Origin of the sequence: Enterobacter sp. SES19 (assembly GCF_011765665.1) — a bacterium.
In the GTDB taxonomy this organism is placed as follows: domain Bacteria; phylum Pseudomonadota; class Gammaproteobacteria; order Enterobacterales; family Enterobacteriaceae; genus Enterobacter; species Enterobacter pseudoroggenkampii.
The window spans coordinates 1,118,366-1,143,804 of the sequence record NZ_CP050320.1 but is presented as its reverse complement, the minus strand read 5'-3'; the positions used below and the strand labels follow the sequence as shown (position 1 = coordinate 1,143,804).

At 57.7% G+C, this 25,439-nt stretch carries 23 protein-coding genes; 11 read left to right on the top strand and 12 right to left on the bottom strand.

The features are described from left to right. Positions 1-151: 151 nt before the first annotated feature. Both ybbP and ybbA read right to left on the bottom strand, forming a co-directional pair. A complete protein-coding gene (gene ybbP, locus GXP72_RS05345) occupies positions 152-2,566 on the bottom strand; it encodes a putative ABC transporter permease subunit YbbP (RefSeq protein ID WP_208763576.1) in 2,415 nt (804 codons plus the stop codon). Beyond that, on the bottom strand, positions 2,563-3,249 hold the full coding sequence (gene ybbA / locus GXP72_RS05340) for a putative ABC transporter ATP-binding protein YbbA (protein ID WP_023617272.1): 687 nt from the start codon (positions 3,247-3,249) through the stop codon (positions 2,563-2,565). The genes ybbP and ybbA overlap by 4 nt, the downstream gene beginning before the upstream one ends. Here ybbA and tesA point away from each other — a divergent pair. The 3 genes from tesA to GXP72_RS05325 are packed head-to-tail and all read left to right on the top strand — an operon-like array spanning position 3,220 to position 5,555. Further along, complete coding sequence (tesA, locus tag GXP72_RS05335; RefSeq protein WP_032646200.1) at positions 3,220-3,843, top strand: multifunctional acyl-CoA thioesterase I/protease I/lysophospholipase L1; 624 nt, start codon at positions 3,220-3,222, stop codon at positions 3,841-3,843. The two genes, ybbA and tesA, sit on opposite strands and share 30 nt — an antisense overlap. A 28-nt stretch (positions 3,844-3,871) precedes the next feature. After that, positions 3,872-4,642, top strand: a complete 771-nt coding sequence (locus GXP72_RS05330) for an SDR family oxidoreductase (RefSeq protein WP_048991462.1) — start codon at positions 3,872-3,874, stop codon at positions 4,640-4,642. A 58-nt stretch (positions 4,643-4,700) separates the two neighbouring features. Then, the gene (locus GXP72_RS05325) at positions 4,701-5,555 is read left to right on the top strand and encodes a co-chaperone YbbN (protein WP_208763575.1); all 855 of its coding nucleotides are present in this window, start codon (positions 4,701-4,703) and stop codon (positions 5,553-5,555) included. Positions 5,556-5,604: 49 nt separating this feature from the next. Here GXP72_RS05325 and fetB read toward each other — a convergent pair whose 3' ends face one another. After that, positions 5,605-6,387: an iron export ABC transporter permease subunit FetB gene (gene fetB, locus GXP72_RS05320; RefSeq protein ID WP_024906866.1), complete on the bottom strand. Its 783-nt coding sequence runs from the start codon at positions 6,385-6,387 to the stop codon at positions 5,605-5,607. Beyond that, positions 6,380-7,051: an iron ABC transporter ATP-binding protein FetA gene (fetA, locus tag GXP72_RS05315; protein WP_208763574.1), complete on the bottom strand. Its 672-nt coding sequence runs from the start codon at positions 7,049-7,051 to the stop codon at positions 6,380-6,382. Before fetA ends, fetB begins: the two co-directional genes overlap by 8 nt. A gap of 143 nt (positions 7,052-7,194) precedes the next feature. On the opposite strand from fetA, the gene GXP72_RS05310 reads away from it, so the two are divergent. The 3 genes from GXP72_RS05310 to GXP72_RS05300 are packed head-to-tail and all read left to right on the top strand — an operon-like array spanning position 7,195 to position 9,442. Then, on the top strand, positions 7,195-8,034 hold the full coding sequence (locus GXP72_RS05310; RefSeq protein ID WP_024906864.1) for a hypothetical protein: 840 nt from the start codon (positions 7,195-7,197) through the stop codon (positions 8,032-8,034). Between the two features lie 44 nt (positions 8,035-8,078). Continuing rightward, positions 8,079-8,993, top strand: coding sequence for an SPFH domain-containing protein (locus GXP72_RS05305; protein ID WP_024906863.1), 915 nt, complete (start codon positions 8,079-8,081; stop codon positions 8,991-8,993). Beyond that, on the top strand, positions 8,990-9,442 hold the full coding sequence (locus GXP72_RS05300; protein WP_024906862.1) for an NfeD family protein: 453 nt from the start codon (positions 8,990-8,992) through the stop codon (positions 9,440-9,442). The genes GXP72_RS05305 and GXP72_RS05300 overlap by 4 nt, the downstream gene beginning before the upstream one ends. Here GXP72_RS05300 and cueR read toward each other — a convergent pair. Continuing rightward, a complete protein-coding gene (gene cueR / locus GXP72_RS05295; protein ID WP_024906861.1) occupies positions 9,439-9,849 on the bottom strand; it encodes a Cu(I)-responsive transcriptional regulator in 411 nt (136 codons plus the stop codon). The two genes, GXP72_RS05300 and cueR, sit on opposite strands and share 4 nt — an antisense overlap. A gap of 108 nt (positions 9,850-9,957) precedes the next feature. Between cueR and copA the strand changes: the two genes are divergently transcribed. The 3 genes from copA to ybaK all read left to right on the top strand — a co-directional run bounded on the left by copA (position 9,958) and on the right by ybaK (position 13,980). Next, positions 9,958-12,456 (top strand): copper-exporting P-type ATPase CopA, encoded by a 2,499-nt coding sequence (copA, locus tag GXP72_RS05290; RefSeq protein WP_208763573.1) that lies wholly within the window; start codon positions 9,958-9,960, stop codon positions 12,454-12,456. Positions 12,457-12,506: 50 nt separating this feature from the next. Further along, positions 12,507-13,301: a TraB/GumN family protein gene (locus tag GXP72_RS05285; protein WP_208763572.1), complete on the top strand. Its 795-nt coding sequence runs from the start codon at positions 12,507-12,509 to the stop codon at positions 13,299-13,301. A gap of 199 nt (positions 13,302-13,500) precedes the next feature. Next, entirely contained in the window at positions 13,501-13,980 is a 480-nt protein-coding gene (gene ybaK / locus GXP72_RS05280) for a Cys-tRNA(Pro)/Cys-tRNA(Cys) deacylase YbaK (RefSeq protein ID WP_059311188.1), read from the top strand. A gap of 121 nt (positions 13,981-14,101) precedes the next feature. Here ybaK and ushA read toward each other — a convergent pair whose 3' ends face one another. Then, entirely contained in the window at positions 14,102-15,754 is a 1,653-nt protein-coding gene (gene ushA, locus GXP72_RS05275; RefSeq protein WP_024906858.1) for a bifunctional UDP-sugar hydrolase/5'-nucleotidase UshA, read from the bottom strand. 169 nt (positions 15,755-15,923) lie between these two features. On the opposite strand from ushA, the gene GXP72_RS05270 reads away from it, so the two are divergent. Together GXP72_RS05270 and ybaL are read left to right on the top strand one after the other, a co-directional pair. Beyond that, the gene (locus tag GXP72_RS05270) at positions 15,924-17,144 is read left to right on the top strand and encodes an MFS transporter (RefSeq protein WP_208763571.1); all 1,221 of its coding nucleotides are present in this window, start codon (positions 15,924-15,926) and stop codon (positions 17,142-17,144) included. Between the two features lie 229 nt (positions 17,145-17,373). Next, positions 17,374-19,050 (top strand): YbaL family putative K(+) efflux transporter, encoded by a 1,677-nt coding sequence (gene ybaL, locus GXP72_RS05265; protein WP_024906856.1) that lies wholly within the window; start codon positions 17,374-17,376, stop codon positions 19,048-19,050. Between the two features lie 92 nt (positions 19,051-19,142). Here the strand turns inward: ybaL and GXP72_RS05260 are convergent, their stop codons facing one another. From GXP72_RS05260 to GXP72_RS05235, 6 genes are all read right to left on the bottom strand, one after another. Beyond that, positions 19,143-20,447: an inosine/guanosine kinase gene (locus GXP72_RS05260; RefSeq protein ID WP_047347244.1), complete on the bottom strand. Its 1,305-nt coding sequence runs from the start codon at positions 20,445-20,447 to the stop codon at positions 19,143-19,145. Between the two features lie 62 nt (positions 20,448-20,509). Then, entirely contained in the window at positions 20,510-21,472 is a 963-nt protein-coding gene (hemH, locus tag GXP72_RS05255; protein ID WP_208763570.1) for a ferrochelatase, read from the bottom strand. Positions 21,473-21,597: 125 nt separating this feature from the next. Then, positions 21,598-22,242, bottom strand: a complete 645-nt coding sequence (gene adk / locus GXP72_RS05250) for an adenylate kinase (protein ID WP_006809841.1) — start codon at positions 22,240-22,242, stop codon at positions 21,598-21,600. 228 nt (positions 22,243-22,470) lie between these two features. Further along, on the bottom strand, positions 22,471-24,345 hold the full coding sequence (gene htpG / locus GXP72_RS05245; protein ID WP_024906853.1) for a molecular chaperone HtpG: 1,875 nt from the start codon (positions 24,343-24,345) through the stop codon (positions 22,471-22,473). A gap of 110 nt (positions 24,346-24,455) precedes the next feature. After that, positions 24,456-25,061, bottom strand: coding sequence for a recombination mediator RecR (gene recR, locus GXP72_RS05240; RefSeq protein WP_008499298.1), 606 nt, complete (start codon positions 25,059-25,061; stop codon positions 24,456-24,458). Next, positions 25,061-25,393, bottom strand: a complete 333-nt coding sequence (locus tag GXP72_RS05235; RefSeq protein WP_003858972.1) for a YbaB/EbfC family nucleoid-associated protein — start codon at positions 25,391-25,393, stop codon at positions 25,061-25,063. Before GXP72_RS05235 ends, recR begins: the two co-directional genes overlap by 1 nt. Positions 25,394-25,439 lie beyond the last annotated feature (46 nt).

The following is a 25,439-nucleotide window of genomic DNA, read 5'->3' as shown; positions in this document are numbered from 1 at the left end:
TTAGCGGGTGAATATTAACTGGAAATAATCGGGCTGTGTGGTCGGGTTTTTAATGATTTGTGCTACTAAATGAGTGGGCATTATCACTTTGTGCTTTTTAAACACTACGCACCGGCATTTAAAACCGGTGCGTAACTTTCACCGTGCTAAATCAACTCGCAAACTGACGGAACAGGGCTTTGCCCTTTAACAGCCGCGTGCCGAGCCAGCCTCCGCAGAGTGAAAGCAGCACAGCGCCACAGAGAGGCAGGATCAACCAGAGACGCCAGTCAGGCTCCCACGGGAAGTCGAAGACTTTTGTCTGCAGCACCGCCAGCGCCGTCTCTGCGCCAATGGCTGCCACCAGACCCGCCACCAGCCCCAGCAGCGCAAACTCGCTCCAGAGCGTCATCCGCAGCAGCCGCTTTCCGGCCCCCAGCGTGCGGTAGACCACCAGCTCCTGATGGCGCTGGCGCATGCCTACCTGCACCTGGGCCAGCAGCAACAGCACGCCGCAGATTGTCACCAGCACCACCATGACCTCCAGCGCGCGGCTCACCTGCTCCAGAACTTGCCCTACCTGCTTCAGGATCGCCCCAATATCCAGCAGGCTGACCGTCGGAAACTCCCGGTTAAGCTGGGTCAGCATGCCGTTGCCGTTTTCCCAGCGGAAGCTGGTCAGCCAGCTCTGCGGCTGACCGTCCAGCGCGCCCGGCGGGAAGATAAAGAAGAAGTTTGGCCGCAGGCTTTCCCAGTCCACTTTACGCAGGCTGGTCACTTTCGCGGTAAAATCCTGGGTATCCCCTGTGAAGGTGACGCTGTCTCCCAGCTTCACGTTCAGGCGCGTCGCCAGCCCCTCCTCCATCGACACCTCTCCCGCTTTCGGCGGCCAGGTGCCAGCGGTTATCGGGTTGTGGTCAGGGCGTTTCTCCTGCCAGGTCAGGTTCAGCTCGCGGTTAAGCGACTCGTCCTTGTTCCCCTCCGTTGGCTGCCCGTTGATCTGCGTCAGACGCGCGCGAACGATGGGATAGAACGACTCAGGGATAATGTGATGCTCCGACAGGAAACCCTTTAGCGGCGTGACCTGTTCTGGGGCAATGTTGATCAGGAAATAGTTCGGGCTTTCCGGGGGAAGCTGCTGCTGCCAGCGATCGAGCAGATCGCCGCGCAGCACTAAAAGCAGCGCCAGCAGCATAAATGACAGCGAAAAGGCCGACAGCTGGCTGAGCGTTGACCAGGGCTGATGCAGCAGACGGTTGACCGCCAGGCGCACGGGCAGGGATTTTACCGTCACCTTTTTCAGGAGGTTAAGCAGTATCCAGCCCAGCACGCCGCACAGCAGCGCCAGCACAACCGCCCCGGCCAGTACCGCCCACAGCAGCGTGCTGCCCCCCATCAGCCACGCCAGCAGCCCCACCGCCACCGCAATAATCACCGGAAGGTAGAACTTCAGCGGCCAGACGTTCGCCACCACATCGTTGCGGAGCACGCGCAGCGGCTGCGTGGCGAGCAGCAGTCGGTAAGGGCGTAGCCCTACCAGCAGCGAAATTACCGTCATCGCGCCGATTGCCCATAGCCACGGCCAGAGGCTGGCCGGCGGCAGTGCGGCCGGGAGCACCGGTTTTAGCATCACCATCAGCAGTTTTTCAAACAGCAGCCCCATTATTCCGCCGGTCAGCGCGGACAGGACCAGCAGCATCAGCCACTGACCGACAATCAGCTTGCGCAGCTGCGCCCGGCCAGCCCCCAGGGTTTTGAGGATCGCCACCAGGTCGTAGCGGCTGCGGCAGTAGTGCCCCATCGCCACGGCCACCGCCGCCACCGCCAGCAGCAGGGTCAACAGGGCCGACAGCAGCAGGAACTGCTGAGAGCGCTCCAGAGATTTACCGAGCGCCCCCTCGTCCTGCTCCAGCCCGTACCAGCGGTGTTCCGGTTTGAGCTGCGGCAGAAGCCATTTTTCATATGCGTCAAGCTGGGCAGGCGTGCCGCCAAACTTATAGCGCCAGGTAACGCGGCTGCCCGGCTGTACCGCATGGGTTGCTGCTACGTCCGCGGTGTTCATCAGCAGGCGCGGCGCAAGCTGGAACGGGTTAAACCCAGAGTCAGGTTCCTGTACCACTTCCCCGGCAATTTTGAGGGTGGCGTCGCCGACGTCGATACTGTCGCCGGGTTTCAGATTCAGCAGCGCCATCAGACGCGATGCCAGCAGCACCGTACCGGGCGTGGGCTTTAATCCCGGCGGGCGGGTCTGCAAGTCACCGTACATCGGGTAGATGTCATCGACGGCCTTGACGCTCGCCAGCTGCGGCGTGTCGCCCGCAAAGGTCATGGTCTGGAAGCTTACCTGCTCCCCCACCTTCAGCCCTTCTTTACGCGCTTCGTCAATCCAGCCCGGCGGCACGGGGCGGGAGCTTTGCAGCGCCCGGTCTCCCGCCATAAACTCCCGGCTCTGCTGGCTGAGCCCTTTTTCCATCCGGTCGCTGACGCTGCCGAGCGCCAGCACGCAGGCCACCGCCAGGCTTAACGCCAGCCAGACAATCAGCAGCGAGGGCGAGCGCCACTCGCGCCAGAACCAGCGGGTAATCATGCCTCCTCCTGAAGAATACCGTTAACCAGCCGCAGGCGACGGTCGCAGCGGGCGGCGAGCTGCGGATCGTGGGTCACGAGGATCAGCGTGGTGCCGTGCTCGCGGTTGAGCGAAAACAGCAGGTCGGCAATCCTGTCGCCGGTTTTACGGTCAAGGTTACCGGTAGGCTCATCGGCAAACAGCACTTCCGGGCGACCGTTAAACGCCCGCGCCAGCGCCACGCGCTGCTGCTCACCGCCAGAAAGCTGCGCGGGAAGATGGTCGAGACGTTTCCCCAGACCGAGCTGTTCCAGCAGCGCCTTCGCGTGAGCGCGGCTTTCACGGCTATTTTCCCCGCGCAGAAGCGCCGGGAGTTCGACGTTTTCCAGCGCGTTTAGGGTCGGGATCAGCATAAAAGATTGAAAAACAAAACCAACGTGACGCGCGCGCAGCGCGGCCCGCGCCTCTTCATCAAGCTGATGCAGCGGCTGCCCGACAAGGTGGACCTCGCCGCTGCTGCCGTCGTCCAGACCGGCCAAAATCGCCAGCAGCGTGGACTTACCGGAACCGGATTCGCCAATCAGCGCGATGGTTTCAGCGCGTTTGACAACGAGTTCAACTCCGGTAAGGATGGAAAGCTCGTGCTCCCCCTGACCGACGGACTTCTTAAGATGATGAACTTCAACACTGTTTTCCGCTGGCATTTGCCCTTCCTGTTTTTGATTCTGATGACCTTCCGCGCGGCGGCAGCGGACACGTTACTGGTTCTTGGCGACAGCCTGAGCGCAGGCTATCGCATGGCGGCCAGCGCGGCCTGGCCCGCCCTGCTCAATGAAAAATGGCAGAGCAAAACGTCTGTAATCAACGCCAGCATCAGCGGTGATACCTCGCAGCAGGGCCTGTCGCGCCTGCCTGCGCTGCTCAAACAGCATCAGCCACGGTGGGTGCTGGTTGAGCTTGGCGGTAATGATGGCCTGCGCGGTTTCCAGCCTCAGCAAACGGAGAATACGCTGCGCACCATTTTGCAGGACATCAGGGCGGCAAACGCCCAGCCGCTGCTGATGCAAATTCGCCTGCCCGCCAACTACGGTCGTCGGTATAATGAGGCCTTTAGCGCGATCTACCCCAAGCTTGCCAAAGAGTTTGATATTCCGCTGCTGCCATTTTTCATGGAAGAGGTCTATCTCAAACCCCAGTGGATGCAAGACGACGGGATCCACCCCAATCGCGATGCGCAGCCGTTTATTGCCGACTGGATGGCAACGCGGCTGGCTCCTTTAGTTAAACATGACTCCTGATTAAGCGGAGATCCTGACAGGTAAAGTTATGCAAAAATCGGTCTTAATTACAGGATGTTCCAGCGGAATCGGTCTGGAAAGCGCGCTCGAATTAAAGCGCCAGGGGTTTCGGGTCCTGGCGGCCTGCCGCAAACCCGACGATGTCGAACGCATGAACGGGCTGGGCTTTACCGGCGTGCTGCTGGATATGGACTCGCCGGAGAGCGTTGAGCGCGCCGCCGATGAGGTGATCGCGCTGACCGACAATCGTCTGTACGGGCTGTTTAACAATGCCGGCTACGGTGTATATGGCCCGCTGGATACTCTGTCCCGCGAAACGCTGGAGAAGCAGTTTTCGACCAATTTCTTCGGCGTGCATCAGCTCACCATGCGCCTGCTTCCCGCCATGCTGCCGCACGGTGAAGGACGCATCGTGATGACGTCGTCGGTGATGGGGCTGATTTCCACCCCGGGCCGCGGCGCCTACGCCGCCAGCAAATATGCGCTGGAGGCCTGGTCCGACGCCCTGCGCATGGAGCTACGCCACAGCGGCATTAAGGTCAGCCTGATTGAACCCGGCCCGATCCGCACCCGCTTTACCGAAAACGTGAACCAGACGCAGGCGGATAAACCGGTCGAGAACCCCGGTATTGCCGCACGTTTTACCCTCGGGCCAGAGGCGGTGGTGGCCAAAGTGCGCCATGCTTTTGAGAGCGAACATCCCAAAATGCGCTATCCGGTGACGCTGGTCACCCATGCCGTAGGCTGGTTAAAACGCCTGCTGCCGGGCCGGGTGATGGACAAAATTTTACACGGCTGAGTTGAAGCGACGACGCGCATCCCCATGTAAAGAACAAACCGACAAAAGAGAAAGCCGCATGTCCGTACAGAATATCGTCAATATTACAGAAGCTAACCTGCAACAGACCCTTGAACAGTCGATGACCAAACCGGTCCTGTTCTACTTCTGGTCTGAACGCAGCCAACACTGCCTGCAGCTGACGCCGGTGCTGGAAAGCCTTGCCGCCCAGTACAATGGTCAGTTCATTCTCGCGAAGCTGGACTGCGACGCCGAGCCGATGATCGCCTCTCAGTTTGGCCTGCGCGCCATTCCCACCGTCTATCTGTTCCAGAACGGTCAGCCTGTTGACGGCTTCCAGGGGCCGCAGCCGGAAGAGGCTATCCGCGCCCTGCTGGATAAGGTGCTGCCGCGCGAAGAAGAGCTGAAGGCGCAGGAAGGCATGGCGCTGATGCAGGAAGGCAAATACGACGAGGCGCTGCCGCTGCTCAAAGACGCATGGCAGCTGTCGAATCAAAACAGCCAGATTGGCCTGCTGCTGGCGGAAACGCAGATCGCCCTGCACCGTTCAGAGGACGCGGAAGCCGTACTCAAGACCGTTCCGCTGCAGGATCAGGACACCCGCTACCAGGGTCTGGTCGCACAAATTGAGCTGCTGAAACAGGCGGCGGACACCCCGGAAATTCAGCAGCTGCAGCAGCAGGTTGCCGACAACCCGGCGGACGCCGCGCTGGCAAGCCAGCTGGCGCTGCAGCTGCACCAGGTAGGGCGTAACGAAGAGGCGCTGGAGCTGCTGTTCAGCCATCTGCAAAAAGACCTCGCTGCCGCAGACGGTCAGGCGCGCAAGATGTTCCAGGAGATCCTGGCCGCGCTGGGCACCGGAGACGCGCTGGCGTCGAAGTATCGTCGTCAGCTGTACGCGTTGCTCTACTAACAAAAAAATGCCCGGTGGCGCTAACGCTTACCGGGCCTACAAAACAGGCTTAACCCGTTTTCTTTAATTGCGTCACCACCAGCTGGTGACGCGCGTTGTAAAACTTCCGATAGGTCAGGTAGCAGGCAATGATGGTCGACAGGCTTGCCGTGGAAAGCAGCATAAACGTCACCATGATCTGATACTTAATCGCTTTTACCGGATCGATACCGGCAAAAATCAGCCCCGACATCATGCCCGGCAGGCTCACCAGCCCCACCGTTTTGGCGGAATCTACCGTTGGGATCAGCGATGAACGAATGCTCTCACGAATCAGCCGCGCCGAGGCCACTTTTGGCGTTGCCCCCAGGCTTAGTTTCTCCTGTAGCTGCTGCTGTTCACTGCTGAATCGCTGGCCAAGGTTGTTGTAACAGAGCCCAACGGCCACCATCGCGTTCCCGGCAATCATCCCCGAGATAGGGATAACCTGCATCGGCGTAAACTCAATCGAGCCGGAGAGCACCAGCACCGCCAGCGTGAGCGCCGTACCGGTGGTAATGGCGATAAACGACGAGATAAATGCTTTATCAATGTATTTACTGCGTTTTTTCGCATTCCACGCCGCGTTAAAGCAGATAAAGAGCACCATCAGCAGCGTCAGCACCGCGTGGTTAACGTTGAAGATATACTTCAGCACATAGCCGACGATGATGAGCTGAATCACCGCGCGGCAGATGCTCCACACAATATCTTTTTCCAGCCCCAGCTTTTCGCGGTAGCTGACCACAATCGCAATCAATACCAGCACCATCGAAAAGGCCAGCGATTCGTTGGTAATGTTATGTTCACCCACGGTTTGCCTCCTGCATTTTTCCGCCGTGCGGCTGAAGCGTAATCACGTCATCCGCATGGGTTATTTCGTTAGCATCGTGCGTCACCCACAGCACGGCAATATTTTGCTCCCGGGCGTAGCGATGAATAATCTCGTTGACGTTGCGCTTGTTGACGTCATCCAGCGCGCTGGTGATTTCGTCAAGCAACAACACCTTCGGTAAAAACTGCAGGTTGCGGATCAGCGAGACGCGCTGCTTTTCTCCGCCCGACAGCGCGTTGATGGATTTGGTCAGCGTCTCCTGCGCCAGGCCAAAGCGGGCCAGATCGTTGATAAACTGTTCCGGCTCCGGCGCTTTATTGCGGATTTGCCACGGGAAAATCAGGTTGTCATAAACCGTATCGCCAAAAAGCACGGGCGTTTGCACGCAATAGGAGACCTGCTGGCGATAGCTTTCCGGAGAGAGCGACGCAATATCCTGTCCTTCAAACAGAATGGTTCCCTCCGTCGGGCTGAGGAGTGAGGCCACGATTTTCAACAGCGTGCTTTTGCCGCAGCCTGAGGGGCCCGTGATTAATTTAAACTCACCTGGCGACAGGCTAAACCCGACGTGCTGCAGGATCGTGTTTTCCCCGACCCGAAATCCGACATCCCTGAGAAGTAATACGTTTTTTTTATCGTTCATTGCGCTTCCGTTAACCGCTTTTTGTCATAACCGTCTGTAGCATAATCCTTTCGCCCGCACAGAGCGAATAGCCTCACGCTAAAGCAAGTGTTAAACTTTTTGTTTGTTATTTGTCACCACCATCACTACAGGAAGTATGCGACATGGCACATATCTTTTATGAGTTTCCTTCCCTGAAGCCTGGTGTTCCTGATGTCGAAACATTAATGGAAGTCATCAAATCGTCGGAACTCACGCGTTTTGTCATTGGTGCAGAGGTGGTGGATTTTGTTAAGAAGGCGCTCATCGTGAACACCACGATCGGCAGCTTCAAAAATTGCTATTTCGCCTTCGACAACGGGACACACTTCCTTGAATTTGACGGTAAGGGAAAATCAAAACGTTTCAATGACGTACCCGACTGGTTCGTCTCTCCGGCGGAATTTTCACGCACCCAGTGGCTTATCAACCACAATCTTGCGGATGTAAAAGCCACTCAGTTCATTGACGTGCTGATGTCCTACCCGCTGAAAGAACGCCGCGCGCACTGTAATTTGTTATTTGGGCTGGAGCTGGAAAAGGTGAATGCGGTTCCGGCCGCAGGTAAAATCGGCAATAAGAACGGTAAAACCACCAAACCACGCGTGACCGATCTGGGATCGTTTGAATTGTTCCGTCAGTTCTTTGCACGAATGAAAACCGCCGTGCTGGCCGATGAGTTCCCTACCCTGCAGGTCCTGACGGGCATGGATAATCTGACAAAAGCGCCGCATAATTTAAAGCAGGGTATCAGAACCTGGTTTAAGGCCATCGCGGGCGACCTTCCACCGAATAACAAGCGCGTTGAAGCGGGGAATGCCGTACTGTTCTGCGCCCCCATTCGCGAACAGATCCAGCGTATCGAAGCGCTGGGGCTGGAGAATTACTACGAGGGATTATCGAAAGCCATTGCCGAAGCGGGTGATGGATTCATCTCTGACTTTACCTATACTTACGAGCAATAAACACACACTTTCACTCGTCACAGCATGCAAAACAGGAGGTTTTTATGCTTATCGTTGTTCCTGTCCTTATTTTCGTTGCGCTGGTTATCGTGGGCGCCGGCGTCAAAATTGTCCCTCAGGGTTATCAGTGGACCGTTGAGCGTTTCGGTCGATACACCAACACACTCCAGCCTGGCTTAAGCCTGATTGTTCCGTTCATGGACAGAATTGGTCGCAAGATCAACATGATGGAGCAGGTTCTGGACATTCCGTCCCAGGAAGTGATCTCCAAAGATAACGCCAACGTCACCATCGACGCCGTCTGCTTTATTCAGGTGATTGATGCGCCAAAAGCGGCCTATGAGGTGAGCAACCTGGAGCTGGCGATCGTTAACCTGACGATGACCAACATCCGTACCGTGCTCGGCTCGATGGAGCTGGACGAGATGCTTTCCCAGCGCGACAGCATCAACACCCGCCTGCTGCACATTGTCGACGAGGCAACGAACCCGTGGGGGATCAAGGTCACCCGCATCGAGATCCGCGACGTGCGCCCACCGGCGGAGCTGATCGCCTCCATGAACGCCCAGATGAAGGCCGAGCGAACCAAGCGCGCCTATATTCTGGAAGCCGAAGGGGTGCGTCAGGCGGAGATCCTCAAAGCGGAAGGTGAAAAACAGTCGCAGATCCTGAAAGCGGAAGGCGATCGTCAGTCCGCATTCTTACAGGCTGAAGCGCGTGAACGTTCGGCCGAAGCGGAAGCCCGCGCTACCCAAATGGTGTCTGAGGCGATTGCCGCCGGTGATATCCAGGCCGTGAACTACTTTGTCGCGCAAAAATATACCGACGCCCTGAAACAGATTGGCTCGGCGAACAACAGCAAAGTGGTGATGATGCCGCTGGATGCCAGCAGCCTGATGGGCTCTATCGCCGGTATTGCCGAACTGATCAAGGACAGCGGAAACGAGCGTAAAAAATGATTGAGCTGATCGTTGCACATCCTCATGCCTTCTGGCTAAGCCTCGGTGGCTTATTGCTGGCGGCGGAGATGCTGGGCGGTAACGGCTACCTGCTCTGGAGCGGTGTTGCCGCCGTCATTACGGGCCTTCTGGTCTGGATCCTTCCCCTGGAGTGGGCGTGGCAGGGCGCACTGTTTGCCGTGCTCACTCTGGTGGCCGCGTGGCTGTGGTGGCGCTGGCTCAACCGGCGGGTTAACGAGCAGAAACCGGTCGACGCGCACCTTAACCAGCGCGGGCAGCAAATTGTCGGCAAACGTTTTACGCTCGATACCGCCCTGGTAAACGGGCGGGGGCATATGCGGGTGGGCGACAGCTCGTGGCCGGTGGTCGCCGACGACGACCTCAGCGCCGGCACGCGGGTTGAGGTCATTGCGGTTGAAGGCATTACCCTGCGGGTGAAAGCCTGTTAGGCAGAGGCCTTACGGTGGCAGCAGCCGGCAAGATTGTCGATTATCGGGCAGTCGGCGCTGTCATCCCCCGGACAGGACTCCGCGAGCTGCAGCAGCTGTTCGCGCATCGCCTGCAGTTCGGTGATGTGACGTTCAATCTCGGCCACCTTTTCCAGCGTGCGTTTTTTCACGTCGGCGCTGTGACGCTTCGGATCGTTGAACAGGTTAACCAGCTCGCCGCACTCTTCCAGATTAAACCCGACCTGTCTTGCCTGGCGCAGCAGCGTCAGCTCATCAATATGCAGTTTCGTATAGCTGCGGTAGCCGTTTTCGCTGCGCAGCGGCGGCGTTACCAATCCCTTTTCTTCATAAAAACGGATTGCCTTGCTGGTTAAGCCGGTTTTTTTTGCCACATCACTGATATTCACATTTCCCCCTTGACCTTCCCCTTGATGGAAGGTTTAACCTTCATAACAGTTAGTAAAAAGCGTTACTCCGGTCAACAACTGACCAAAATATTATACGGGAGTTTTGTTATGTCTCACACTATTGACCTGACGCTGGACGGCCTCTCATGCGGCCACTGCGTCAAACGCGTTAAAGAAAGCCTGGAACAGCGCCCTGACGTTGAAAGCGCTGAGGTGACTATCGATCATGCCGCCGTCACCGGCAGCGCTAGCGCGGATGCGCTGATCGATACCATCAAGCAGGCCGGTTACGGGGCGGAGTTAAGCCACCCAAAGGCTAAACCGCTGGCAGAGTCATCATCCCCGTCGGAAGCACTGACAGCGGCCACTCCTGAGCTTCCGGTAGCTGATGATATTGATGACAGCCAACAGCTGCTGATCAACGGCATGAGCTGCGCCAGCTGCGTCTCCCGGGTACAAAACGCCTTGCAGGCCGTACCGGGCGTCGCGCAGGCACGGGTCAATCTTGCGGAGCGTACTGCGCTGGTGATGGGCAGTGCCTCCGCCGCAGATTTAGTACAGGCCGTTGAGAAAGCGGGCTACGGGGCGGAGGCCATCGAAGATGATGCCGAGCGCCGCGAGCGCCAGCAGGAAACGGCTATCGCCACCATGAAGCGCTTCCGCTGGCAGGCCATCGTTGCCCTGCTGGTCGGTATTCCGGTGATGGTGTGGGGGATGATCGGCGACAACATGATGGTTACCGACGACAACCGCACGCTGTGGCTGGTGATTGGTCTGATTACCCTTGCGGTGATGGTGTTTGCAGGCGGACATTTCTATACCAGCGCCTGGAAGAGCCTGAAAAATCGCACCGCGACGATGGATACGCTAGTGGCGCTCGGTACCGGCGCAGCATGGCTCTATTCGATGAGCGTGAACGTCTGGCCCCAGTGGTTCCCGATGGAAGCGCGGCATCTCTATTATGAAGCCAGCGCGATGATTATCGGCCTGATTAACTTAGGCCATATGCTGGAAGCCCGCGCCCGTCAGCGCTCCTCGAAAGCGCTGGAAAGATTGCTCGATTTAACCCCACCGACGGCCCGCGTGGTCACGGACGAAGGGGAAAAGAGCGTCCCGCTGGCTGAGGTTCAGCCGGGCATGACGCTGCGTCTGACCACCGGCGATCGCGTTCCCGTTGACGGTAAGATAACCCAGGGCGAAGCCTGGCTGGATGAAGCGATGCTGACCGGGGAGCCTATCCCTCAGCAGAAATCAGACGGCGACGCCGTGCATGCCGGTACGGTCGTGCAGGACGGCAGCGTGCTGTTCACCGCCAGCGCCGTCGGCAGCCACACCACGCTGTCGCGTATTATCCGCATGGTGCGCCAGGCGCAGAGCAGCAAGCCGGAAATTGGCCAGCTTGCTGATAAAATCTCGGCCATTTTTGTGCCGGTGGTGGTCGGTATTGCCCTGCTGAGCGCGGCGATCTGGTATGTTTTCGGCCCTGCGCCGCAGATTGTTTATACCCTGGTGATCGCCACCACGGTACTGATCATCGCCTGTCCTTGCGCCCTTGGTCTGGCGACGCCGATGTCGATCATCTCCGGCGTTGGCCGCGCGGCCGAATTTGGCGTACTGGTGCGGGACGCGGACGCGTTGCAGCGAGCCAGCACCCTCGACACGCTGGTGTTTGATAAAACCGGCACGCTGACGGAAGGTAAACCGCAGGTGGTGGCCGTCCACACGGTCGGCATTACGGAAGAGAACGCGCTGCGCCTCGCCGCCGCGCTGGAGCAAGGCTCCAGCCATCCGCTGGCGCGCGCCATTCTCGATAAAGCGAGTGAGTCTGCCCTGCCGCAGGTCAGCAATTTCCGCACCCTGCGCGGGCTCGGCGTCAGCGGTGAAGCAGAAGGCCACGCCCTGCTGCTGGGCAACCAGGCATTGCTCAATGAAAACGGTATTGATACCACCGCGCTGGAAAGCGAGCTGAAAGCGCAGGCATCTCAGGGCGCCACGCCGGTTCTGCTGGCGGTGGATGGCAAAGCCGCCGCGCTGCTGGCCGTGCGCGATCCGCTTCGCCAGGACAGCGTGGACGCCCTGCAGCGCCTGCACCGTGCCGGCTACCGTCTGGTAATGCTGACCGGGGATAACCCGACCACCGCCAACGCCATCGCGAATGAAGCCGGAATTGATGAGGTAATTGCGGGCGTACTGCCGGACGGTAAAGCGGACGCCATCAAGAAACTGCAAAGCCAGGGCCGCCAGGTGGCGATGGTCGGCGACGGCATCAACGATGCCCCGGCGCTGGCCCAGGCTGACGTGGGGATTGCGATGGGTGGCGGGAGCGATGTCGCCATTGAAACCGCTGCCATCACGCTGATGCGCCATAGCCTGATGGGCGTTGCCGACGCGCTGGCCATTTCAAAAGCCACGCTGCGCAACATGAAGCAGAACCTGCTGGGGGCGTTTATCTATAACTCACTCGGCATCCCGATTGCTGCCGGCATTTTGTGGCCGCTGACCGGTACGCTGCTTAACCCGGTGGTCGCGGGTGCGGCGATGGCGCTCTCCTCCATCACCGTGGTGAGCAACGCCAACCGCCTGCTGCGCTTTAAACCGAAGGATTGAACCTTGTACCCGTACGCGCTAGCATGAACCTTTCCGTTCATGGAGCGCGTATGGGTCTGTTTAATCGTATAAAAACATCGTTTCGCGCCCTCTTTCCTCGCCGTTACGCCTGGCCCGGTCTGGATATCTCGCTTCCCGGCGGGCAACACCTGCACCTGGTCGGCAGCATCCATATGGGAACGCAGGATATGTCTCCCCTGCCACCCGGCCTGATAAAACTGCTGAAACACGCCGACGCGCTGGTCGTTGAGGCGGACATTTCGGGTCAGGAGTCACCGTTTGCCGGGCTCGAGAGCGATCTCCCCCTGGCGGAGCGCCTGGATGAAACCCAGCTTGCGGAACTGACGCGCGTTGCCGATGAGACGGGCGTCTCGCTCTCCATGATTGACACCCTGCCGCTCTGGCAAATCGCGATGGTATTACAGGCTACGCAGGCGCAGCGCCTGGGCCTGCGCGGTGATTACGGCATCGATTACCAGCTGCTGAACGCGGCAAGGGCGCGCAGCCTGCCCATCATCGAGCTGGAAGGAACGGACAGCCAGATTGCGCTTCTGCGGCAGCTTCCCGACGACGGTCTGATGCTGCTGGATGATACGCTGACCCACTGGCACACCAACGCGCGCCTGCTGCAGACCATGATTGGCTGGTGGCTGGATGCACCGCCAGAGGACGGTAAGCTGGCATTACCGTCGACGTTCAGCGAATCGCTGTATGATGTGCTGATGAATGCGCGCAACAAAGCCTGGCGGCAGACGCTGCATGCTTTACCTGCCGGGCATTACGTGGTGGCGGTTGGGGCGTTACATTTGTACGGAGAAGGGAATTTGCCGTCACTGTTAAAATAAAAAAATGGCCAATATTTCTATTGGCCCGTCAAAGAGGAATTTCATCGTTTTTATTATGCCGAAGGAGACCTTCGGTTGAGCCGATTGTCGCTCAAAGTGACCATCACTGCCAATACTATTGCGCAAGATGGTGCTATTTTTTAGACAAACGTCAGGCGTATGCTGTTGGCATGATTTGTCTGTCGTAAGAAGGATAGCTATGACTCCCGCCGTTAAATTACTCGAAAAAAACAACATTTCTTTCCGGATCCACACTTACGATCACGATCCGAACGAGACCAACTTTGGTGATGAAGTGGTGCGCAAGCTGGGACTGAACGCTGACCAGGTTTATAAAACGCTGCTGGTGGCGGTGAACGGCGATATGAAGCACCTCGCCGTCGCGGTGACTCCCGTGGCAGGACAGCTGGATCTGAAGAAAGTCGCCAAAGCGCTGGGGGCGAAGAAGGTGGATATGGCGGATCCGATGGTGGCGCAGCGCACCACGGGCTACCTGGTGGGCGGCATCAGCCCGCTCGGACAGAAAAAACGCCTGCCGACGCTGATCGATGCACCCTCACAGGAATTTGAGACCATTTTTATATCCGGCGGCAAACGCGGGCTGGACATTGAGCTTGCCGCGGGCGATCTGGCGAAAATGCTGGACGCGAAGTTTGCGGATATTGCCCGCCGGGAGTAAAAGAAAAGCCGGGTGGCGGCTACGAGGTAAAAGCAAAACGGTAACAGGCGTTACCGTTTTTTGTATTCGCGCCCTCTACCGGTGGGAGAGGGTTGGGGTGAGGGCATCAGGCCGCACAGCACTACTGCCAGCTAACCTCGCCTTTCGGCTCATACGCATTCACGTCAATCGGTGAATTCTGCTCGATGAACTGCTTCAGCACTTCGGCATCGATAAAGCCGGTATTCACGTATCCCGGTTTATTATCAATATGCGGATAGCCGTCGCCGCCCGTGGCGTTGAAACTTAGCGTCGCCAGACGGTACGTTTTAGCCGGGTCAACCGGTTCGCCTTTGATCTTCAGGTCGTTAAGCTTGCCGTCTTTTGCGACGAAGCTGACGTTGGCAAACTGCGGATAGGCCCCGGAATCTGGCTTCATCTGCGCCACGGCGGTCAGGTACTCAATCACCTCTTTCCCGCTCATATCCGCATACACCACCACGTTGCCGAACGGCTGTACCTTCAGCACGTCTTTATAGGTGATGTTTCCGCCTTCGATGGAATCACGAATGCCACCGCCGCTCATTACGCCAAAGTCAGCGCCGGTGCGCGCTATTTGCGCCGCCAGCACCAGGTGGCCCATGTTGGTCTGCACGAAGCGGACTTTGCTGCGGTCCCCTTCCAGGCGGCCGTTGAGCGTGCCAATCTTCACGTCCAGCTGCGCCTTGCCTTTGTTCTGGAACGGCGTCAGCAGGGAGAGCATCTGCTGGTTCTCTGCAATCTCAGGCGTGTAAAGTACGCGCTCACTTTTCCCGTCCGGGTAGGTGACCTTCTTCTTCAGGTTGACCGGAATGAGTTGGTAGTGGACCAGCTTCATCTCGCCGTTACGGAACTCGAAATCTGCACGACCCACGTATTTGCCCCACTCGTGCGCCTGTACGATCCAGATACCGTTCTGACGGTCCGGCGCGCACGGCGTGCCCGGCACGTAGTCCACCTGCTTTTTGTTCTCCGAGGCCATACACACCGGATCCTGTGAGTGACCGCCCACAATCATTGCCAGCGAGCCTGCCGGCAGGCTGCGCGCCATCTCGACGTCGCCGGGAGCATTGGAGCCGTGCTCACCGTTGTCGTAGTGCCCCATGTGCGTGGTGGCGATAATCACGTCCGGCTTTTCGTTTTGCTGCAATTCCTGAATCACCAGCTTCGCTTCGTCTGCCGGTTTACGGAATTCGATATCGGTGAAGAACTCAGGGTTGCCAATTTTCGCCGTATCGTCAGTGGTTAGGCCGATGACCGCGATCTTCAGATCCTGACGCTTAAACAGCGCCCAGGGTTTAAACAGGCGTTCGCCGGTGCTTTTCTGATAAATATTGGCTGAGAGGAACGGGAATTTGGCCCATTTTTCCTGCTGACGCAGCACGGTCAGCGGATTATCAAACTCATGGTTACCGACTGCCATCGCGTCGTAGCCAATCAGATTCATGCCGCGAAAGTCGGGTTCGGCGTCCTGCAAATCGGATTCCGGCACGCCGGTATTAATATCACCGCCTGAGAGCAACAGTACGCTGCCGCCCTGAGCCGCCACCTCTTTGCGAATGCCATCCACCAGCGTTTTTTGTGCCGACAGGCCATATTCGCCGTATTCACTGCGCCAGAAGTGACCGTGGTGGTCGTTGGTATGCAGAATGGTAATTTTATAGGTTTTGTCTTTTTCATACGCCTGCGCGGGCAGGCTTACCAGCCCCCACGCCGCGATGAGCGCCAGCGCGACGCCCCGCTTCATTAACTTCATCTTCTCTCTCCCTGACCAATAGACAAAGGCAGAAATTACAGTGACTAATAAGAATAGACAAATAAGTTTTCATAATTGCGACTTTCTTCAAATGTCCCGGGCGGGTATGTTAGTCGGATAATAATTACACCCTGCATCTCTAATAACTAAAGACGTGGTACTTCTCTCTATGGCAATCAGTGAATCAACCCAGCCCGCTCCGGGCGCGCCGGCGTCGCCGCCTGCATCGCGCACCTCCTTTAAAGTCTTAGGCGCAATCAGTCTCTCGCACCTGCTCAACGACATGATCCAGTCGTTGATTCTGGCGATTTACCCGCTGCTGCAGTCTGAGTTCTCACTCACCTTCGTGCAGATCGGGATGATCACCCTGACCTTCCAACTGGCTTCGTCGCTGCTGCAGCCGGTGGTGGGCTACTGGACGGATAAATACCCGATGCCGTGGTCGCTGCCGGTTGGCATGTGCTTTACCTTAAGCGGGCTGGTGCTGCTGGCCATGGCCGGGAGTTTTGAAGCCGTGCTGATCGCCGCCGCGCTGGTGGGTACCGGGTCGTCCGTGTTCCATCCGGAGTCCTCCCGCGTGGCACGGATGGCGTCCGGTGGTCGTCACGGGCTGGCGCAGTCGCTCTTCCAGGTGGGCGGTAACTTTGGTAGCTCCCTGGGCCCATTGCTGGCGGCGGTGATCATCGCGCCGTATGGCAAAGGCAACGTGGCCTGGTTTGTACTGGCCGCACTGCTGGCGATTATCGTGCTGGCGCAAATCAGCCGCTGGTATGCCGCGCAGCATCGCGTGAACAAAGGGAAACCTAAAGCGAAGGTTATTAATCCCCTGCCGCGCAATAAGGTTATCCTGGCCGTCTCTGTGCTGCTGGTGCTGATTTTCTCGAAATACTTCTATATGGCGAGCATCAGCAGCTATTACACCTTTTATCTGATGCAAAAATTCGGATTATCGGTACAGAACGCGCAGTTCCACCTGTTTGCCTTCCTGTTCGCCGTCGCGGCCGGTACGGTCATTGGCGGGCCTGTTGGCGATAAGATTGGGCGTAAATATGTCATTTGGGGCTCTATCCTCGGCGTGGCGCCGTTTACCCTTATTTTGCCGTACGCGAGCCTTGAATGGACGGGGATTTTAACCGTGATTATTGGTTTTATCCTCGCTTCCGCGTTTTCCGCCATTCTGGTTTATGCCCAGGAGCTGCTGCCTGGCCGTATCGGTATGGTTTCCGGACTCTTTTTCGGTTTCGCCTTCGGCATGGGCGGGCTTGGCGCAGCGGTGTTAGGGATGGTTGCGGATCACACCAGCATCTTCCTGGTTTATAAAATCTGCGCTTTCCTGCCGCTTCTTGGGATGTTAACTATATTCCTGCCTGATAACCGACATAAAGCCTGAATTACAGGTAGCCAAAGTTTTACTTTGGCTACCTGACACCCTGATGCCATAAGGGTTTCTTCTTCATCCCCTCTCTGAATTTATCAAAATGCGCTTTTTTACGTGCATATTGCTGTTTTATTCAAACTTCAACAATTATTCATAAACATAAGGGTAAAAATTGTCATAAACTATTACTCGGTTTTTTGGTTTTCGCCAAAAAGGAACACCCACAACGAAAGGAGACGGAATGCACCACGCCACACCGCTTATCACCACCATTGTTGGTGGACTTGTGCTCGCTTTTATCCTCGGCATGATTGCCAATAAACTGCGTATTTCTCCTCTTGTCGGCTATCTGCTGGCAGGTGTTCTGGCGGGACCGTTCACGCCAGGTTTCGTTGCGGATACCAAACTGGCACCTGAACTGGCGGAATTGGGCGTGATTCTGCTGATGTTTGGCGTCGGTCTGCATTTTTCCCTGAAGGATTTGATGGCGGTAAAGTCGATTGCCATACCGGGAGCGATCGCCCAGATAGGGGTGGCGACGCTGCTGGGGATGGCGCTTTCGGCCGTACTGGGCTGGTCGCTGATGACCGGCATCGTATTTGGGCTGTGTCTCTCAACCGCCAGTACCGTGGTGCTGCTGCGCGCGCTTGAGGAGAGACAGCTGATTGACAGCCAGCGCGGGCAGATCGCGATTGGCTGGCTGATTGTGGAAGATCTGGTCATGGTCCTGACGCTGGTACTGCTGCCTGCCGTCGCCGGGATGATGGAAAAAGACAACGTCGGCTTCGCCTCGCTGGCGCTGGATATGGGCATCACCATTGGTAAGGTTGTGGCGTTTATCGCCATCATGATGCTGGTGGGCCGCCGTCTGGTGCCGTGGATCATGTCCCGCAGCGCGGCGACCGGCTCACGCGAGCTGTTTACCCTCTCCGTGCTGGCGCTGGCGCTGGGCATCGCCTTTGGTGCCGTTGAGCTGTTTGATGTCTCCTTTGCTCTGGGTGCGTTCTTCGCCGGGATGGTACTGAACGAGTCCGAACTAAGCCACCGCGCGGCGCACGATACGCTACCGCTGCGCGATGCCTTCGCCGTACTGTTCTTCGTCTCCGTCGGGATGCTGTTTGACCCGATGGTCCTGATCCATCAACCGCTGGCCGTGCTGGGCACGCTGGCGATCATCATCTTTGGTAAGTCGCTTGCCGCCTTCTTCCTGGTGCGGATGTTTGGCCACTCACCGCGGACGGCGCTGACCATTGCCGCCAGCCTGGCGCAGATCGGTGAGTTCGCCTTTATTCTGGCCGGTCTGGGCATGGCCCTGAACCTGCTGCCGCAGGCGGGGCAAAACCTGGTGCTGGCGGGGGCGATCCTCTCCATCATGCTGAACCCGGTGCTGTTTGCCCTGCTGGAAAAATACCTCGATAAAACCGAAACGCTGGAAGAGCAGACGCTCGAAGAGGCCATCGAAGAAGAGAAGCAGATCCCGGTTGATATTTGCAACCACGCTCTGCTGGTCGGCTTTGGCCGCGTGGGCAGCCTGCTCGGTGAAAAGCTGATGGCACAGGGCATTCCGCTGGTGGTGATTGAGACCTCACGCACCCGCGTCGACGAGCTGCGCGAGCGCGGTATTCGTGCGGTGCTGGGCAATGCGGCGAACGAAGAGATCATGAATCTGGCGCATCTGGACTGCGCCCGCTGGCTGCTGCTGACCATTCCTAACGGCTATGAAGCGGGTGAGATTGTGGCTTCCGCACGCGCGAAGTGCCCAACGATTGAGATTATCGCCCGGGCGCACTATGACGACGAGGTGGAGTACATTACCGAGCGCGGTGCAGATAAGGTGGTGATGGGCGAGCGCGAGATTGCTAACACCATGCTGACGCTGCTGGAAAAACCGCCGGTTGAAGAGGCGGTGACGGGGTAAGTTTGGTGCGGTCTGATTCCCTCACCCTGGCCCTCTCCCACGGGGAGAGGGAACAAACATTAAAAAAGGCAACTTACGTTGCCTTTTTACATTTACCGATCCCAATAAGCCTCTTCGAGGCTGTCTTCCCGTTCCGGCAGGCCACGCGTTAAGCGCGGTGAGTGCTGGTTCAGTACCTGATAGCTCACGCGGTTGGCGTACTTACACACCTGCGCCAGCGACGAATAGGTCAGCCAGCTGAACTTGTGCTTGCTGGAGTTCGGCACGTTGGTTTTGTGGTAGGCGTTAGCGGTGATGTCGTGCAGCAGCGCGGCCAGCGCGCCGTCGCCCGCGCCGTTGGTGTTCATGATCTTCTCCGGGCCGCCCATATAAGGCGCGATGTGAGAGTAGATCCGCAGCGGGTTGATGCAATCCTGATGGCGCATACCGCGGCTGAACTCGTACTGGTTAAACTCGGCAATCGCGCCGGGCAGCAGCGGGTGCTGGGTCTTGCGTTTGCTCTCTTCCTCCGTGAAGCCGGCCATATACAGCCCAACCGGGCCCGCGGTGCAGAGCACCAGGTCCACCCAGTCCAGCGCTTTGTCAGACGCCAGCAGCGGATCGCTTTCGCCGGTCAGCGCTTCGGCCTCCTCTTCGTTCATCGCCAGAATCGAGACGTGCTCTTTCAGGAAGGCCTGCCACCACTCCGGGTTATCGGCGATAACGAATTTCGTGCCCAGCGTCAGAACGACCGGCACGTTGTATTTCTTCGCGTACTCAATCGCCTTCATGGTCGCGTCGGGCATGGGCTCGCCCGGCTTGCAGCGCACCAGGTAGGAGGTCAGCACCAGCGCCGAGGCGCCCGCGATCACCTCTTCCGGAATACTCTCGGCGCGCAGCTTGTTCATGTGGCCGGGGCTGATGGCAAAGGTACGCTCGCCGGACTCACCGATCAGCGTGAAGCAGCGGCCAATCGGCCCGTCAACGCCCTGCAGGTAGTTCAGATCGGTACGGCTGGAGGTGTTGCAGAGATAGCGGTAGGCATAGCCACCAATTTCGATATTGCTGCACATCACGCCGAGCAGCACCGAGCGGTCGTCTGCCAGCACGGAGTAGTTGTGCATGGTATTGCCGATGGTGCCACCGGCGAACTGATGGGTAATCAGGTTTTCGCGCACCAGCTCCTGGTACAGCGCTTCGGCAACATCGTCTTCAATCACCAGCGAATGTCCGGCGCTCAGACCGTAACGGGCGACAAACGCATCATCCACTTTGGCTTCAATGTCCACCAGCGTCTGATCGATACCGACGACCCACGCCGCGCTGGTTTCATTTTCTGGCTGGATTTGCTGCAGGAGCGGATCGCGGGCATCGACGGGGAAGTAGTGTTTGGATTTGCGTTTACCGGGAAATTTCATGGTCTGAACTGTACGAAGAATATGGGCCGGGAATGGTAGCACAAACCCGGCCCGGAGTGCGATCAGCGGCTGTTCGTCACCAGCGAGACCATCATGTCGATATGCTCAGACGAATCGTTAAGCGCCGGAATGTACTCGTACTTTTCGCCGCCAGCCTCCAGGAAAAATTCCCGGTTTTGCACCGCGATCTCCTCCAGCGTTTCCAGACAGTCTGCCGAGAAGCCCGGCGACATCACCTGAATATGCTTCACGCCCTTCTCGCCGAGCATTTTGAGGGTTTCATCGGTGTACGGCGTCAACCACGGCTCGCGGCCGAAGCGCGACTGGAAGGTCATCATCACCTTCTCCGGCGGCAGGCCAAGGGCGGAGACCAGCTCGCGGGTGGTATCGCGGCAACGCTGGGGGTAATCATCCCCTTCGTTAGCGAAACGCTGCGGGATCCCGTGATAGGAAAGCAGCAGCAGATCCGGCTCGCCGTGCTTTTCAAACGACGCGCGCGCGCTGTTGGCAAGCGCCTTGATATAGAGCTCGTTATCCGCGTAGTCGCGAATAAAGGTCACGCCCGGAATGCGGCGGCGGGTCGCCAGAATGCGGGCCAGCTCGTCCCAGACGGCGGCCACCGTCGAGCAGGAGTACTGCGGGTAGAGCGCCAGCACGACGATATGGTCCACGCCCTGCGCCAGCAGGGATTCTACCGCGCTTTCCAGGGAGGGTTTGCCGTAGCTCATGCCGAGCGCGACGGGCATATCCGGCAGGCGGGCGGCCAGCGCTTTTTCCTGACGACGGCTGTAAACCATCAGCGGCGAGCCCTCTTCCATCCAGACGGACTGATAGAGTTTGGCGACGCGCGGAGAACGAATCGGCAGAATGACGCCACGCAGCAGAGGCCACCACAGCAGTCTCGGGAAATCCACGACGCGCGTGTCGCTTAAAAACTGTCGCAGGTAGCGTTTTACCGCGTCTGATGTAGGTGCTTCTGGGGTGCCCAGATTGGCAAGCAGGATGCCGGTTTTCGCCTGACTCATTCACGCCTCTTAACCATTTGATAGGTTGTCAATTGTAGCGGAAATGCGTTTAAACGAAACCCATTGCTGTAATAGGTAAGATGAGAATATTTCTCACCCGGAGGGCCCGGGTGAGAGAAATGCGATTAGCCGAGGATTTTTTCCAGCTCTGCACGTACGTCAGCCACGGCTTTGGTGCCGTCAACTTTAGCGTATTTGGTGTTACCCGCCTGCGCTTCTTTGGTGTAGTAGCCGATCAGCGGCGCGGTCATCTGATGGTATTCCACCAGGCGCTTGCGCACGGTCTCTTCCTGATCGTCTTTACGGGTGGTCAGCTCTTCGCCGGTCACGTCGTCTTTGCCTTCAACCTTAGGCGGGTTGAATTTGATGTGGTAAACGCGGCCAGAAGCAGCGTGTACGCGACGACCAACGATACGGTCAACGATCAGCTCGTCCGGTACGTCGAACTCCAGAACGTAGTCCACGTTGATGCCCGCTTCTTTCATGGCGTCAGCCTGAGGAATGGTGCGTGGGAAGCCGTCCAGCAGGAAACCGTTACGGCAGTCTTCCTGAGCAATGCGCTCTTTGACCAGAGCAATCACCAGCTCGTCGGTCACCAGCTTGCCTGCGTCCATGATGTCTTTCGCCTGTTTACCCAGCTCGGAGCCAGATTTAACAGCGGCGCGCAGCATATCACCGGTGGAGATTTGCGGAATACCGTATTTCTCCATGATGAACTGAGCCTGAGTTCCTTTACCCGCGCCCGGAGCGCCAAGCAGAATAATACGCATTGCGAAAATCCCCTCAAAAGTCGTTTCAATTTTTCAAAAGCGCTAAACAATACCACCAGAACGGGCATCGCTCAAGGAAGGCAGGAAGGCTGAAACGGTTAACGGGGGGAGATTATTTGGGAGGGTGCGAGGGATCCCCCTCACCCTAACCCTCTCCCCAAAGGGGAGAGGGAACTTGAACACCCTCTCCCCTTTGGGGAGAGGGTAGGGTGAGGGGCAGGTGTTTAATTACGCCAGCAGCAGCGCATTCACACGTTTAATGAAGAGGTTAGGATCTTCCAGCGTGCCGCGTTCGGCCAGCAGGGACTGATCCAGCAGCAGTTCAACCCACTCGGCAAAGCGGGCGTCGTCCTGGGTATCCGCCGCGCGTTTCACCAGCGGATGATCCGGATTAAGCTCAAAGATATATTTCACTTCCGGCATCGCCTGGCCCGCCGCCGCGAACAGTTTCGCCATCTGAGTGCCCATTTCGTCGGCATCGGTGGTGACGATGGCTGGGGTGTCGGTCAGACGGTGCGTGAAACGCACCTCTTTCACACGGTCGCCCAGCAGGGTTTTCACGCGCTCAACGAACGGCTCCAGCGCCTTCTCGGCTTCTTTCGCGCTTTCGTCCACTTCATCCGCCAGCTTGTCGATGGACTCGTCGGCTTTGGCCACAGACTGGAAGGATTTACCGTCGAACTCGGTCAGGTAGTTCATCATCCACTCGTCGATGCGGTCAGAAAGCAGCAGCACTTCGATGCCTTTCTTGCGCAACAGCTCCAGGTGCGGGCTGCTCTTCGCCGCCGCGTAGCTGTCGGCGGTGATGTAGTAGATCTTCTCCTGCCCTTCTTTCATGCGGGAGACGTACTCTTCCAGCGACACGGTCTGCGCGGAGGAGTCGGTATGCGTTGAGGCGAAGCGCAGCAGTTTGGCGATGGTTTCAACGTTCGCGGTGTCTTCTGCCGGGCCTTCTTTCAGCACCAGGCCGAACTGTTTCCAGAAGGTCTGATATTTTTCCGCATCGTCTTTCGCCAGTTTTTCCAGCATCTGCAGCGCACGTTTGGTCAGGGCGTTGCGCAAGTTACGGGTGACGGTGCTGTCCTGCAGAATTTCACGGGAGACGTTGAGCGGCAGATCGTTAGAATCGATCAGGCCGCGCACAAAGCGCAGGTAGTTCGGCATGAACTGCTCGGCGTCGTCCATGATAAAGACGCGCTGCACGTACAGCTTCAGACCGTGCTTGTGATCGCGGTTCCACATGTCCCACGGCGCCTGTGCCGGAATGTACAGCAGGCTGGTGTACTCCTGCTTACCTTCCACACGGTTGTGGCTCCAGGTCAGCGGGTCGGTAAAATCGTGGGCGATGTGCTTGTAGAATTCGTTGTACTCGTCGTCTTTAATTTCAGACTTGTTGCGCGTCCACAGCGCCTGCGCCTTGTTGATTTTCTCCCAGGAAACCACGGTTTCGCCGTCTTTCTCTTCCTGTTTTTCAATCTCGACCGGCAGGGCAATGTGGTCGGAATATTTGCTGATGATGGAGCGCACGCGCCAGTCGTTCAGGAAATCGTCTTCGCCTTCGCGCAGGTGCAGGGTGATTTCGGTACCGCGGTCCGCTTTGGTGATGTCATCAACGGTGTATTCGCCTTCCCCTTTGGATTCCCACAGCACGCCGTTTTCAGCGCTGTCGCCCGCCGCACGGGTGCGCACGGTGACTTTGTCCGCCACGATGAACGCCGAGTAGAAACCGACGCCGAACTGGCCGATGAGCTGGCTGTCTTTCGCCTGGTCCGAGCCCATGGACTCGAGGAACGCTTTGGTGCCGGATTTGGCGATGGTGCCGAGGTGGTCGATCACCTCGTCGCGGTTCATCCCGATGCCGTTATCGGCGATGGTCAGGGTGCGGTTCTCTTTATTGAACGAGACGCGCACGCGCAGCTCGCCGTCGCCTTCGTACAGATCCGGGTTAGACAGCGCGCGGAAGCGCAGCTTGTCCGCCGCATCGGATGCGTTGGAAATCAGCTCACGCAGGAAAATTTCTTTGTTGGAATACAGGGAATGGATCATCAGGTGCAGAAGCTGTTTTACTTCTGACTGGAAACCACGGGTTTCTTGTCCTTTCATCTATGTCGACCTCAACAATGCCATTTAATGGGGTTTTAAAACGTTGAGTGAGAGATGGGGATACGGGGGGAAATTTTCAAGCGGAGGCCGCGCGCGCAGCCTCCGTTTGGTCAGAAAATAATCTTGTGACGTCCGGCCAGAGAGTGCGACAGCGTGGTGCCGTCCACCATCTCCAGCTCGCCGCCCACCGGCACGCCATGGGCGATGCGGCTGGCGTCAACGCCGTACTGCGAGCACAGCTCGGCGATGTAGTTGGCGGTTGCCTCCCCTTCCACCGTCGGGTTGGTGGCGAGGATCACCTCTTTGATGGTTTCGGACTCAAGACGCTGTTCAAGGCGGTCAAGACCGATATCATCCGGACCAATACCGTCCAGCGGGGAGAGATGCCCCATCAGCACGAAGTAGCGGCCGGAAAACTGCCCGGTTTGTTCGATGGCGTAGATGTCCGCCGGACTCTCCACCACGCAAATCTGACCGTTTTCCTGACGACGCGGGTTCGTACAGATGTTACACACGTCCTGCTCGGTAAAGGTACGGCAGTCCGCACAGTGACCAATTTCTGACATGGCGCGGGTCAGAGCCTGCGCCAGGCGCATCCCGCCGCTGCGGTCGCGCTGCAATAGCGTAAACGCCATGCGCTGCGCCGACTTCGGGCCAACGCCCGGCAGGCAGCGCAGTGCTTCCATTAACTGCGTGAGCAGCGGACTGGTTTGCATCAGAATGGCATCTTGAAGCCAGGCGGCAGCTGCATACCGCTGGAAACAGAAGCCATTTTCTCTTTCTGAGTTTCGTCGATACGGCGAGCGGCATCGTTAAACGCGGCTGCAACCAGATCTTCCAGCATCTCTTTGTCGTCTTCGAGCAGGCTTGGGTCGATTTCCACGCGACGGCAGTTGTGCGCACCGTTGATGGTCACTTTGACCAGACCGGCACCGGACTCACCCGTGACTTCCAGCTGAGCGATCTCTTCCTGCATCTTCTGCATTTTTTCCTGCATCTGCTGAGCCTGCTTCATCAGGCCACCCAGACCGCCTTTTCCACCAAACATAGGCTTCTCTCTTTTTCACGTTTAAGGATTACAACCGTAAGTCAGA